Source organism: Streptosporangium sp. NPDC001559 (genome assembly GCF_042893955.1).
In the GTDB taxonomy this organism is placed as follows: Bacteria; Actinomycetota; Actinomycetes; order Streptosporangiales; family Streptosporangiaceae; genus Streptosporangium.
This window is the reverse complement of the sequence record NZ_JBIAVG010000028.1, coordinates 17,453-29,353: the sequence shown is the minus strand read 5'-3', so window position 1 is coordinate 29,353 and position 11,901 is coordinate 17,453. Positions and strand designations below refer to the sequence as shown.

The window sequence follows — 11,901 nt, the reverse complement described above, 5'->3', positions numbered from 1 at the left end:
GCCCCTCAGTCGTCGCGGGGTCCCGGCAGGGAGATCCTGAGCCTGCGCAGCGCGGCGGCGAACTCCTCGGCGGGGTCGCCGAGATAGCTCCACGGGGCACCGCGCCCGACCCGGTTGCCGACCTGCCTGAGGTGCCTGGCCGCGAGGTCGTGCGTGCTCGCCTCGCGGACGAAGACGGCCCCGAACAGGTGGTGGGCCTCGAAGTCGCGGGGGTGCGCGGCGGCGTGGGCCGTCCAGCGGCGTTCGGCGTCCTTCAGTTCTCCGACGACCCGCTCGGAGAAATACCGCATGCTGAACTTCATGTAGGCCATCATCTTGTTCTCGGCCACGAGACGGCGTTCCTCGGCGCGTAGATACTCCAGGTGCGCCAGTGCCAGCATCGCGGTGAGCGGATTTCCCCGGGGCGCGGACGCCGCCGCTTCCCGGGCGTGGGAGAACATCTCCTCGTGGGAACCGCCCCACTTCTCGGAAAGCGCCTGAATCCGGGCCCAGTGGGCGGAGAAGAGCGTGGCGGAACGGGAGACGGTCTCCTCCCAGATCTCGTCCTCCTCGGCCCGGTCGAACTGCATGCCCAGGGCGAACCAGATCATGGACTCCCACGGCACGGGGTCGTACGGACGCAGTCTCGCCGCCTCCATGAGCGGTTCGTGGGCACCGGACAGGGTGGCGAAGAACATCTTGAACCGGTCCTCATCCACCTCCCCCGCCAAGCCGCCGCCCCGGATGACCCACGCCTCGTCGATGACCGTACGGCCGAGCCAGAGCAGGATGTCGGCCCGGTCACGGGACCCGGCGAGCAGTTCGGCGATGCCCTGGCTCCTGCCGACCGCGGCGCGGCTGAGCGCGTCGAGCCGCAGTGAACGTAACTCCGGGTCACCGTGGGTCTCCCCGAGGAGGACGAGCCCCGCGTTCAGATAGCCTTCCTCGACCGCCTCGACGGCTGCGTCAAGGGCGATGTCGTTCCAGAGACGCCCGACGACGAAGGCGTCTCCGGCAGATCGTCCGCCTTTCCGGCGCCGGAAGATTCTCATAGAAGGCCCTTTTTAGCACTTCACGATTGCCAACGTGATCGAAAAACACAAAAGTCGCGATCAACGGTCCATATGACATACCAGAAATATGACTTTATGGAGAGATTCGCTGGAGAATCCGGTCCGGGTAATCGAGGGATCCGGCGTACCGCCCGGGGAAAACCGGTCTGAGGGAAAAGCGACGGCGCGGAAAGCGAAAGGCCGTGCCTTCAGGACCTGGAGCGTTCACCACGGGTGATTCTGGATGATCGCCCCGTGCACGGCAGTGGATGATCGGATACGGTGCGGCCACGTGACACGGAACCGGAACGTCGAGGGACTCCTGTTCGACCTCGACGGCACACTGCTCGACCACGACACGGCCGCGGCGACGGCCTTCACAGCGGCTCTCAAGGGGGCTCTCGCAGGGGTCACAGGGGCTCTCGCGGGGGTCGCGGGGGCGGACGTCGACCACGAGGCGGCGCGGCGGCGCTGGGCCGAGCTCGAACACCACGCCATGGACCGTTATCTCGCCGGTGAACTCACCTTCACCGGACAGCGCCGCCTGCGCGTGACCACTCTCTTCGCCGAGATCGGCCTGGGGTCCTGGGACGAGGCCAAGGCGGACACCTGGTTCGCGGGCTACCTGCGGCACTACGAGGCCGCCTGGCGTGCCTTCCCCGACGTCGCGCCCTGCCTGGCCGTACTGGCCGGGGAGGCCGTCCGGCCGCGGCTCGGGGTCCTGACCAACGGGGACGCCGCCCAGCAGCGTGACAAGCTCCGCAGGATCGGGCTGGGTACGGCGCTGCCCGTGCTGGTCACGTCGAGCGAGGTCGGCGTCGCCAAGCCACGGGCGGAGATCTTCCACGCGGCCTGCGCGGCGCTCGGGCTGCCACCCGGGCGGGTGGCCTACGTCGGTGACAGGCACGACGTGGACGCCGCCGCGGCGAACGCCGCCGGGCTGTACGGCGTCTGGCTGAACCGGGCGGGCGCCCCGGTTCCCGCCGGGCTGCCCGCCGTACGGTCCCTGGAGGAGGTGCCCGCCCTGCTCGGGTTCGGTCAGCCGTACGGCGGCGCGGCCGGGTGACGGGTCAGGGGCCGGCTCGGCGGAGCCGTTCCTCGCGGCGATCTCCAGCGCCTCAGGCGGGCGCCTCGAAGGAGAAGGTGTCCACCAGCCCCCGCCTGCCCGTCTCGGTGAGGTGGACGACCCGGGGCGAGACGCCGTACCGCAGCCAGTCGAGGGTGAAGAAACGGCCGGTGAGCGCCGCCCCCAGTCCTCCTGCGAGGTGGTGACGCCGCTCGCTCCAGTCGACGCAGTAACGCACGACCGGGCGCCGCCCGGTGCTCAGGTGAGCGACGTCGATGCCGAAACGGCCGAAGACCTCCCCGCCCGTCCCGGTCAGGTGGTACTCCAGGGCCCGGCCGTAGGCGGCGGGCAGGTCGTCCCCCCGGCCGTCCTCCTCGGTCTTCGGTACCCCGGTGAGCAGCCCCTGGCTGACGAAGGTCTCCATGAGCCCGACACCGAGGGACCCGGCGAGGTGGTCGTAGCAGGTACGCGACCTGCGCAGGGCGTTCTCCCTGCTGCCGACCCGCAGCGAGGCGACGGGGGCCGGGACGGCCGGGGCGACGACCGCCAGCGCCTCAAGCGCCGCGGAGACCTCGGCACTCGCCAGGCGGTAGTAGTGGTGCCGCCCGCGCTGCTCACCGACGACCAGGCCGGCCTCGGTGAGCCGCCGCAGGTGCACGCTCGCGGCCAGCGGACGGCCGCCGGAGAGCGCCTTGAGCATGTGGGCGCGGGAGGCGCTGGCGATCAGGCGCGCCGCGCGGGCGATGTCCGGGTCACGTCGTGGATGCTCCACGGCGCGAACGTACATCAACGGTTAGACAGATGACTAAGTGACCCGGGGCGACCATGCGGTCATGATTGCAACCGACCGTCGGGTCCCCGCCGAGCGGCTGGTCTGGCCCCCGCTCGTCGCGCTGAGCCTCGGCTACTTCCTGGTCATGCTCGACGTCACCGTCGTCACCGTCGCGGTCCCCACCATCAGGGAGTCCGTGCACGCCGACGCCCCGGCCACGGCCTGGGTCGTGGACGGCTACAGCACGGTCTTCGCGGGCCTGCTGCTCCTCGGCGGCGGCCTCGGCGACCGGCTCGGGCACCGCGGGGTCTTCCTGACCGGCCTCGGCGTCTTCACCGTCGCCTCCCTCGGCTGCGGCTTCGCGACGACCTCCGTGCCGCTGATCGCGTCGCGGATGCTCCAGGGCGTCGGCGGGGCGCTGCTGGTACCGACGTCGCTGGCGCTGCTGGCCGCCGCCTACCCCGTACGGGCGACCCGGGCCAGAGCTCTGGGGGTGTGGGCCGGCGTCGCCGGGGTCGCCTTCGCCGCCGGCCCCCTGGTCGGCGGTCTCCTCGTGGCCGGGCTGAACTGGCGGGCCGCGTTCTGGATCAATGTGCCGGTGGCGCTGCTCGCCGTATGGCTCACCCTGAGGCACGTCCCGGCCCCGGCCGTCCGCGCCTCGGGTCGCGGGCTCGACCCCGTCGGGCAGGTCCTGGGCGTCGTCGGCCTGACGGCGCTCGCGGGCACGCTCAACGAGGCCGGTGCCCGGGGCTGGACGTCGCCGCCCGTGCTCGCCGCCTGCGGGGTGGGGATCGTGGCGCTCGGGCTGTTCGTCCTGGTCGAACGGCGCCTTGAGGCCACGCCCGGCGCCGGTTCCGCCCCCCTGCTGCCGCCCTCGCTCTTCCGCTCCCCCGGCTTCTCCCCGGCCGCCGCGGTCGGGGTGCTGCTCAACCTCGGCTACTACGGGATGCTCTACCTGTCCACGCTGTACTTCCAGAACGAGCGCGGCTACGGCGCCCTCGGCACCGGGGTCGCGCTGCTGCCGACCGTGTGCATGGCGGTGTTCGCCGCCCCGCTCTCCGGCCGCCTCACCGCGCGCCACGGCCCCCACGCCCCGATGGCCGGGGCGCTGCTGCTCGGCGCGTTCGGCTTCCTCGGCTGGCTGGTCGCCGGTCCCGACACCCCCTACTGGCAGTTGCTCTTCGCCCTGGTCGCCACCGGTCTGGCCACCCCGACCACCGTCCCGGCCGCGACCGCCGCGATCGTGCAGGCCGCGCCGGACGCCAACGCGGGCGTCGCCTCGGCGGTGTTCAACGTCGCCAGACAGATCGGCAACTCCGTCGGCGTCGCCCTGTTCAGCACCCTCGCCACGACGTCCGCGCCGCTGGTCTCCGGCCTCCACACGGCCGCCCTGATCGCCTCAGGCGCCTTCTTCGCCGGGGCGTTCCTGGCCCTGATGTCCTGGCGCGCCAACCGTGTCCCGGTCCCCCTGTGAACCGCGGCGCCGTACGGCGAGCACCACCACCGGCACGGCCAGGAGCGCGAGCGTTCCCCCCGCCCACATGACGCCGGAGACCGCGACGGTGTCGACGACCCGGCCGCCGAGCAACGCGCCCAGGGAGATGGCCGCGTTGAAGACGGCGACGAACAGCGCCGACCCGGCCTCCGGAGTCTTCGGCGCCGCCGTGAGCACCCATGTCTGCATACTGACCGAAACCCCTCCGTAGGCCAGCCCCCACGCCGCCAGCGAGACGACGACCGCGGCCCGCGTCTCACCGGCGAGCGGGACCGCGAGCATGCAGACGCCGAGCAGCCCGGCCACGGCCAGGACCGTGCCGTACCGGGCCCGCACGACGACGGCCCCGGCGACGAAGTTCCCCATCACCCCGGCCAGGCCGTACGCCAGGAGCAGGGTGCCGACGAGACCGGGGCCGACTCCGGAGACCTGCTCAAGGACGGGCCTGACGTAGGTGTAGGCCGCGAAGTGGCCGGTCACCATCAACAGGACGACGACCAGGCCGAGCCGTAGCCGGGTGTTGTGGAGCAGGCCGGGCAGCTCCCGCGCCCTGACCGTCCCGAGGGCGGGCAGCGGCGGCAGCGTCAGGACCAGCGCGACCAGCAGGACCAGCGCGAGCACCCCGAGCGCGGCGAACGCCGGGCGCCAGCCCACGAGTTCACCGGCGAACGTCCCCGAGGGCACGCCGAGCACGGAGGCCAGGGAGACGCCGCTGAAGATCAGCGAGGTGGCCGTCCCCGCCCGCTCCGGCGCCAGCCGTGCCCCCAGCCCCGCCGCGACCGCCCAGAAGCCGCCGATGGACAGCCCGACCAGGACGCGGGCGGCCAGCATGACGGCGAACACCGGGGCCAGCGCCGAGAGCAGGTTGGCCACGGCCAGCAGCGCCGCCAGCGCGACCAGCACCCGGCGCCGGTCGAGCCCGCCGACGGCCACCACGAGCACCGGTGCCACGATCGCCCCGACAAGGCCGGGGACCGTCACCACCAGGCCCGCCGTACCCGCGGAGACGCCGAGTTCCGCGCTCATCGAGGTGAGCAGCCCGACCGGCAGCATCTCGGTCGTGACGACGGAGAAGGTGCCCAGGGCGACGGCGACGACGGCGGTCCAGTTCCCGGTCCTCGCCGGGGTTCGCATCGTTGTGAACATGTCGCCAAGCCTGTGCCGCCGCCGGGCCGGGAACAACGACGAAGATCGCATCCTTACATTAACCGGGCTAATCGATTTGGGGACGCGCGGTGCCTGAGCTGGAGATGAGAGAGCTTGAGTGCTTCCTCACGCTGAGTGAGGAGCTGCACTTCGGGCACGCCGCGGAACGGCTGCGCGTCTCCCAGGGGCGGGTCAGCCAGCTCCTGCGTTCGCTGGAGCGCAGGATCGGCGCCCGCCTCCTCGAACGCACCAGCCGCCGGGTACGGCTCACCCCGCTCGGCGAGCGTTTCCTGACGGACCTGCGTCCGGCCTACGACGCCCTGCGGCAGAGCGTCGAGCGCGCCAGGACCGGGGCGCGCGGCGTCGAGGGGATCGTGCGGATCGGCTTCTCCGGCTTCCTGAACGAGCAGGTCATGACGGCGATCAGGGCCTTCGAGGACCGGCACCCCGCCTGCGAGGTCGAGACCGTGGAGTACCCGCTGGCCGACCCGTTCGGCGGCGTGCGCCGGGGCGAGGTCGACGCGGCCGTCGTCCCCGCCCCGGTCAGGGAGCCCGACCTGCTCGCGGGACCGCTCTTCTCCAGGGAGCCGATGACCCTGGTGGTGTCCGGTCGCCACCCCTTCGCGGGCCGGGAGTCGATCTCCGCCGAGGAGCTCGCCGACTGCGTGCTCGTCGACATCGCGGAACCCGCCCCGCGCTACTGGCGCGACCTGCAGGTGCCCGCCGTCACCCCCGGCGGCAGGCCCGTGCCCCGGGGGCCCGGGGTCAGCACCCTGCAGGAGGCGCTGACGCTGATCGCCGCCGACCGGGGAGCGATGCTGCTCTGCGCGCCGAGCGCCCGCTACCACGGCCGCCCCGACATCGCCTTCGTCCCCGTCACCGGCCTGCCGGACTCCGCGCTGACGCTCATCCGGCACCGCGACAACGAGACCGCCTCACTGCGCGCCCTCGGCGACGCCCTCGCCGTGTGAGCCGCGGCGCAGCGTGTACCCCCGGGTGACCGCGACGAGATCACCGTCCTCCCTGGTCGCCGCGACCAGCCCCGGGGGCCGGGGCACGAAGCCGGGCACCGTGGACAGGCCGTCGGTCTCGGAGATCGCGATGACGCGGACCCGCTCGGCGGGCGACAGCCGTACGGTGACCCTGACTCCCTGGGAGGGGATGCCGCGGAAGCGGATCTCACTCGGCCAGGTGCCCGCGCGTGTGCCGGTGACCGGGACGCCCGCCTGGCCGAACCGGCCCGCGGACACACCCGCCCAGGTGATCGGGTGGTCCAGCCGCAGCGTCACCGAACGGGCTCCCCGGCCCGCTGTTACGCGCATCGTGAGCGTGCCGCCGTCGTAGGAGGACACGACGACCCTCGGGCCGTCGGCCCTGATCACCGGGGCGGGGCCCGTCCACAGTGCCCCCCGCGCGTAGCCGGGCGGCAGCCCCTCAACGGCACGCGCCGAGACGTATCGCCCGGTCCACCCGGCGGGTTCGGGGTCCGCGCTGGCCCAGTGCGCGACGCGGGTGTCGGCGTCCATGACATAGGCCAGGTGCGTACGGCGTGGCCGCTCGGCGTCGAACCCGTCCACGGCCAGCCCCGTGCCGACCAGGCAGACGGCCAGGACGGCCGCCGTCACCGGCACACGCCTCAGGGGTACGGCGGGGCCGGGCTGGAACAGCTCGACGAGCGGCGAGACGCCCAGCCAGAACAGCGCCAGCACCAGGGCTCCCACCCCGCCGAGCGCCAGGCCCATCCCGTCGAAGGCGTTCCAGGCCAGGGAGGGCAGCACCGCGGCGGCCGTGACCGGCCCCGGCGTCGTCGCGACCGCCCGTACCCAGGCCGGTGCGCCGGTCACGGACGCCGCCAGCGCGCCGAGCGCGCCCAGCAGCGCGGGCAGGGTGAACAGGAAGGCCGCTCCCGGGGCGAACCAGGCGCACAGCGCGCCCAGCCCGGCCGTCCAGACCAGTACGGCCGTCGACAGCGCGGCCGGGCCGAGCCTGCGGCGCAGCGGCAGGTACCAGCAGAGCACCGCCAGCGCGGACAGGGCCGCGATCGCCGCCTCGAAGGCCTGCGGGCGGTGCAGAAGCCCGCCCATCGTGTCGTACTCGGGCCGCAGGCCGACCAGTAGTTCCCACAGCCCCTGGGCCATGGCGACCGAGGCGAGCAGCGGCAGGACCGCCGAGACCGTCGCGACCGCCAGCCGGGGAAGGGTGAGCAGCCGCCGTACCCGGCCGAGGACCACCAGGCCCGCGACCGCCAGTACGGCCAGCACCGCCAGGGGCGGGACGGCCGTGCCCGGGTAGGTGATCATGACGCCGAGGGCGCGGAAGTAGGTGACGTCGTGGTCGGAGGTCAGCGTCCGCAGGTCGGCGCCGCCCAGGGCGCGGGTCAGCGCCAGCATGGTGGAGCCGTGGTGCTGCAGGCTGCCGGGGTCGAGGTTCGCGATGGAGTCCGCCGCCGTGTGGTAGAGCGAGGAGCCCCTGATGTAGGCGAAGTTCATGCCGGTGAACCCGGCCCCGGTCAACGGGGTGAAGTCGGTGTTGTTGGGCAGCAGCCGGTACATCTCGACCATGGAGGAGTCGCCGCGCGGAGCGGGGACGGCGTCGGCGAACGTCTCGACCAGCCGGGCGTTGTTCCGTGAGGTCTCGAACATCAGTGAGGGGCCGCGCACTCCCCTGGCCTCCCAGTTCAGCAGCACCCCGCCCGCACGGCCGAGCGGATGCCGCCTGACGAACGCCTCGGCGCCGAGAACGCCGTCCTCCTCACCGTCCGACATCAGCAGCACGACGTCGTTGCGGAGGCCGGTCCCCGTGCGCAGCGCCCTGACCGTCTCGATCATCGCGGCCACCGCCGCGCCGTCGTCGGAGGCGCCGGGGCCCATCGCCGCCGAGTCGTAGTGGGCGGCGACGAGCACCGTACCCGTCGGGTCGGTCCCGGGGAGCCTGCCCACGATGTTGTCGACCTGGCCGAACGTCGCCAGTCCCGAGGCCGGGCGGGCTCCGACGGCCCGCTGCACCTCGACCTGGAGACCCTCGGCCCGCAGCCGCCCCACCAGGTAGTCCCTGGCCCGGTCGCCCGCCGGGCTTCCGATGGGCCGTGGCTCGACGGCGAACTCCCTCAGGTGGTCCAGGGCGCGCCGCGCGCTGAACTCCCCGGCGGGGGCGGAGGCGGGCAGGGGCTGCATCGTGCTGTCGGCCATCGCGGACAGCACGACCACCGCTACCAGGACGGCGAGGGCGGCCGGCCCGGCGAACGTCTTCTTGAACGCCGTCTTTGTGAACATGGTCGGCGACGATAGGTACGGCCGACGGTCCCGCGGCATGAGGCGCCTGCCCGAACCTCGCTGTGGTTTTCCACAGGTGTGGTTTTCCACAACCGGAAACGGTCACGCGCCTCATGGTGACCATATCCCGACCTTCGTAGCCTTCTGGGCATGACGGATTGGCTGGTTGCACTGATGGAAAGCCTCGGCGCCCCGGGGGCCGGGTTCGCGGTGGCGATGGAGAACCTCTTCCCTCCCATCCCGAGCGAGGTGATCCTGCCGCTGGCGGGCTTCGCCTCCTCCCAGGGGGAGATGAGCCTGCCGGCCGTACTTCTGTGGACCACGACGGGCTCGGTGGTCGGCGCGCTGGCGCTGTACTGGGTGGGCGCGCTGCTCGGCCGTGAACGCACCCTGGCCCTGGCCGCCCGTATCCCGCTGCTGAAGGTCTCCGACATCGACAAGACCGAGGCGTGGTTCCTCAAGCACGGCCGCAAGACCGTGTTCTTCGGCAGGATGATCCCGATCTTCCGCAGCATGATCTCTATCCCGGCCGGGGTCGAACGCATGCCGCTGGGTGTCTTCACGGCGCTGACCGCCGCGGGCAGCCTCATCTGGAACACCATCTTCGTGCTGGCCGGCTACCTCCTCGGGGAGAACTGGTCCCTGGTCGAGGCCTACGTCGGCGTGGGCACCAACGTGGTGATCGCCGTGGTCGCGCTGGCCGTGGTCGTCTTCGTGGGCCTCAGGCTGAACGAACGGTACAAGGGGCGGCATGCGAGCCGTCGTTAGGGGACTGCGGCTGCTCGGGGCGGTGGTCCTCGGCGCGTTCACCGCCCTGCTCGGCCTGGTCTTCGTCCTGGTGGCGCTGCCGTTCGCGGGGCGCCCCTGGGCGCGGGCGGCGGCCCGGCGGCTGGCCGTACTCGAAGTCCGGCGGCTCGGTCTCGACCTCTCCCCCCAGGGCGGGGGTGAGCTGGGTTACCTCGCGGCGAGGGTGCCGGTCGGCGTGCTCGGCGGCCTGGTGGTCCTCCTGCTCGGGTACGGCACGGTCACGGCCGCCGTCCTGGCCTGGACGTGGAGCAGGGGCCTGCCGTTCGACGGCATGCCGCCGACCCCTCCGCTGGTCGCCTACATCGGCCTGGCCGGGGTCTTCCTGCTCTTCCTGAACCTGTCCGGTCTGGTGGGGGCGGACGTGCTCGAACGGCGGCTGGCCGTACGGATGCTCGCCCCCGACCCGACCGAGGCGCTGCGGCGCAGGATCACCGAGCTGACCGAGAGCAGGGCGGGGGCGCTGGCGGCGGTCGACTCCGAGCGACGCAGGATCGAACGCGACCTGCACGACGGGGTGCAGCAGCGGCTGGTCGCGCTGTCGATGCTGGCCGGACGGGCCCGCAGGGGACGGCCCGAGCTGCTCGAACAGCTGCACGAGCAGGCCCAGCAGGCGCTGACCGAGCTTCGCGAGGTGGCCTGGCGGGTCTATCCTTCGGCACTCGACTCGCTGGGGTTCGCCGAGGCGCTGGCCGGGGTCGCCGAACGCGCCGGGGTCCCGGTCAAGGTCGTCGGCAGGCCTCCGGAACGGCTGCCCAGGGCGGTCGAGACGGCGGCCTACTTCGTGGTCAGCGAGGCGGTGACCAACGCCGACAAGCACTCGGGGGCGGACCTGGTCACCGTCGAGGTCCGCGAACAGGGCACGATGGTCCTCGTGCGTGTGGAGGACAACGGCGCCGGTGGCGCCGACGCGACGGGGGACGGTCTGTCCGGACTGGCGGGCCGGGTGGCCGCGCTCGACGGCCGTCTCACCGTGACCAGCCCGGACGGCGGGCCGACCGTGATCACGGCGGAGCTGCCATGCGGGTGATCCTGGCCGAGGACTCGACCCTGCTCAGGGAGGGCCTGGTACGGCTGCTGGCCGAGGAGGGGCACGAGGTGCTCGCCGCCGTGGGCGACGGCGAGGCCCTGGTCGAGGCCGTCTCCGAGGCCGGAGCGGAGCTCGACGTGGTGGTGGCCGACGTCCGGATGCCGCCGACGCACACCGACGAGGGCCTGCGCGCGGCCCTGGAGATCAGGCGGCTCCGGCCGGACGTCAGGGTGCTGGTGCTGTCGCAGTACGTGGAGAAGAAGTACGCGACCGAGCTGATGAGCGGCGACATCTCCGGGGTCGGCTACCTGCTCAAGGACCGGGTGGCCCAGGTGAGCGACTTCCTTGAGGCACTCGACCGGGTCGGAGCCGGAGGGACGGCCTTCGACCCCGAGGTGGTACGGCAGCTGCTCGCCCGCACCAGCCACGCCGACCCGCTGACCCGGCTGACCGCCCGGGAGCGGCAGGTGGTCGAGCTGATGGCGCAGGGGCTGACCAACGCCTCGATCGCGCAGACGCTGCACGTGTCGCAGAGCGCGGTCGAGAAGCACGTCAACGCCCTGTTCGACAAGCTTGAGCTGTCACACACCACCGGTTACAGCCGACGGGTCCTGGCCGTGCTGCGCTATCTCGGCTCCTGAGGACCGCTCGCCGGGCAGGGAGTCGAGCCAGTCCAGGAGGCGGCTCCCCTCCCGGACCATGATCTCCGGGTCGCGCAGGGCGTTGGTCAGCAGCGACATGCCCTGGTAGGCGCCGACGAGCGTGAGCGCCAGGCCGTCCGGATCGGGGGCGCCCAGTTCACGGAACTGCCGCGCGGCCCAGTCGAGCAGCAGCCGGATGACCCTGCCCGCCTCGACGTCCATGCCCCCGTCCTCGCGTTTGTCCAGTTCGACGGCCAGGGTCCCGGTCGGGCAGCCGTAGCGGGCCGCGACGTCGCGCTGGCCGATCCAGCCGTCGACCAGGGCCTTGAGGCGTCCGCGCGGGTCGGGGAGCCTGTCGAGTTCGTCGGTGAGGCCCGCCAGGTGTCCGGCGTGCTCGGCCAGGGCCGCCTGGACCAGCGCGTCCTTGGTCTTGAAGTAGTAGTACACGTTCCCGACGGGGACGTCGGCGGCGCCGGCGATGTCGGCGATGGTGGTGCGCTCCACGCCCTGCCGGTGCAGGACCTGGGCGGCGGCGACCATCAACTGCCGCCGCTTGCCCGCCGATTTCTTTGAGTCAGTCACCTGACTAACCATAGCCCGCCGCCTCGCCCGCGTGTACGGCCGGCGAGGCGGCGCGGAGGAAC

At 72.6% G+C, this 11,901-nt stretch carries 11 protein-coding genes; 6 read left to right on the top strand and 5 right to left on the bottom strand.

Annotation, left to right across the window (positions count from 1 at the left end; all coding sequences use genetic code 11):
• Nucleotides 1–5: 5 nt before the first annotated feature.
• A complete protein-coding gene (locus tag ACFYY8_RS39965) occupies nucleotides 6–1,031 on the bottom strand; it encodes a hypothetical protein (RefSeq protein ID WP_390050321.1) in 1,026 nt (341 codons plus the stop codon).
• A 292-nt stretch (nucleotides 1,032–1,323) separates the two neighbouring features.
• Between ACFYY8_RS39965 and ACFYY8_RS39960 the strand changes: the two genes are divergently transcribed.
• A complete protein-coding gene (locus tag ACFYY8_RS39960) occupies nucleotides 1,324–2,097 on the top strand; it encodes an HAD family hydrolase (RefSeq protein ID WP_390050320.1) in 774 nt (257 codons plus the stop codon).
• 52 nt (nucleotides 2,098–2,149) lie between these two features.
• Here the strand turns inward: ACFYY8_RS39960 and ACFYY8_RS39955 are convergent, their stop codons facing one another.
• Entirely contained in the window at nucleotides 2,150–2,869 is a 720-nt protein-coding gene (locus ACFYY8_RS39955; protein WP_390050319.1) for an ArsR/SmtB family transcription factor, read from the bottom strand.
• A 61-nt stretch (nucleotides 2,870–2,930) separates the two neighbouring features.
• Between ACFYY8_RS39955 and ACFYY8_RS39950 the strand changes: the two genes are divergently transcribed.
• A complete protein-coding gene (locus tag ACFYY8_RS39950; RefSeq protein ID WP_390050318.1) occupies nucleotides 2,931–4,343 on the top strand; it encodes an MFS transporter in 1,413 nt (470 codons plus the stop codon).
• Here the strand turns inward: ACFYY8_RS39950 and ACFYY8_RS39945 are convergent.
• A complete protein-coding gene (locus ACFYY8_RS39945) occupies nucleotides 4,269–5,510 on the bottom strand; it encodes an MFS transporter (RefSeq protein WP_390050317.1) in 1,242 nt (413 codons plus the stop codon). The two genes, ACFYY8_RS39950 and ACFYY8_RS39945, sit on opposite strands and share 75 nt — an antisense overlap.
• An 89-nt stretch (nucleotides 5,511–5,599) precedes the next feature.
• On the opposite strand from ACFYY8_RS39945, the gene ACFYY8_RS39940 reads away from it, so the two are divergent.
• Nucleotides 5,600–6,481 (top strand): LysR family transcriptional regulator, encoded by an 882-nt coding sequence (locus ACFYY8_RS39940; RefSeq protein ID WP_390050316.1) that lies wholly within the window; start codon nucleotides 5,600–5,602, stop codon nucleotides 6,479–6,481.
• Here ACFYY8_RS39940 and ACFYY8_RS39935 read toward each other — a convergent pair.
• Nucleotides 6,446–8,782, bottom strand: a complete 2,337-nt coding sequence (locus tag ACFYY8_RS39935; RefSeq protein WP_390050315.1) for a M28 family peptidase — start codon at nucleotides 8,780–8,782, stop codon at nucleotides 6,446–6,448. The two genes, ACFYY8_RS39940 and ACFYY8_RS39935, sit on opposite strands and share 36 nt — an antisense overlap.
• A gap of 150 nt (nucleotides 8,783–8,932) precedes the next feature.
• On the opposite strand from ACFYY8_RS39935, the gene ACFYY8_RS39930 reads away from it, so the two are divergent.
• The 3 genes from ACFYY8_RS39930 to ACFYY8_RS39920 are packed head-to-tail and all read left to right on the top strand — an operon-like array spanning nucleotide 8,933 to nucleotide 11,257.
• Nucleotides 8,933–9,550: a DedA family protein gene (locus ACFYY8_RS39930; RefSeq protein WP_390050314.1), complete on the top strand. Its 618-nt coding sequence runs from the start codon at nucleotides 8,933–8,935 to the stop codon at nucleotides 9,548–9,550.
• Complete coding sequence (locus ACFYY8_RS39925; protein ID WP_390050313.1) at nucleotides 9,534–10,616, top strand: sensor histidine kinase; 1,083 nt, start codon at nucleotides 9,534–9,536, stop codon at nucleotides 10,614–10,616. The genes ACFYY8_RS39930 and ACFYY8_RS39925 overlap by 17 nt, the downstream gene beginning before the upstream one ends.
• Nucleotides 10,607–11,257: a response regulator transcription factor gene (locus ACFYY8_RS39920; RefSeq protein WP_352015277.1), complete on the top strand. Its 651-nt coding sequence runs from the start codon at nucleotides 10,607–10,609 to the stop codon at nucleotides 11,255–11,257. Before ACFYY8_RS39925 ends, ACFYY8_RS39920 begins: the two co-directional genes overlap by 10 nt.
• Here the strand turns inward: ACFYY8_RS39920 and ACFYY8_RS39915 are convergent.
• Complete coding sequence (locus ACFYY8_RS39915) at nucleotides 11,198–11,839, bottom strand: TetR/AcrR family transcriptional regulator (protein ID WP_390050312.1); 642 nt, start codon at nucleotides 11,837–11,839, stop codon at nucleotides 11,198–11,200. The genes ACFYY8_RS39920 and ACFYY8_RS39915 overlap by 60 nt on opposite strands.
• Nucleotides 11,840–11,901 lie beyond the last annotated feature (62 nt).

What these genes read in the sequence shown, in the direction of transcription:
- ACFYY8_RS39965 (WP_390050321.1), bottom strand. Translation starts at nt 1,031, where the DNA reads ATGAGAATCTTCCGGCGCCGGAAAGGCGGACGATCTGCCGGAGACGCC.
- ACFYY8_RS39950 (WP_390050318.1), top strand. Translation starts at nt 2,931, where the DNA reads ATGATTGCAACCGACCGTCGGGTCCCCGCCGAGCGGCTGGTCTGGCCC.
- ACFYY8_RS39945 (WP_390050317.1), bottom strand. Translation starts at nt 5,510, where the DNA reads ATGTTCACAACGATGCGAACCCCGGCGAGGACCGGGAACTGGACCGCC.
- ACFYY8_RS39935 (WP_390050315.1), bottom strand. Translation starts at nt 8,782, where the DNA reads ATGTTCACAAAGACGGCGTTCAAGAAGACGTTCGCCGGGCCGGCCGCC.
- ACFYY8_RS39930 (WP_390050314.1), top strand. Translation starts at nt 8,933, where the DNA reads ATGACGGATTGGCTGGTTGCACTGATGGAAAGCCTCGGCGCCCCGGGG.
- ACFYY8_RS39925 (WP_390050313.1), top strand. Translation starts at nt 9,534, where the DNA reads ATGCGAGCCGTCGTTAGGGGACTGCGGCTGCTCGGGGCGGTGGTCCTC.
- ACFYY8_RS39920 (WP_352015277.1), top strand. Translation starts at nt 10,607, where the DNA reads ATGCGGGTGATCCTGGCCGAGGACTCGACCCTGCTCAGGGAGGGCCTG.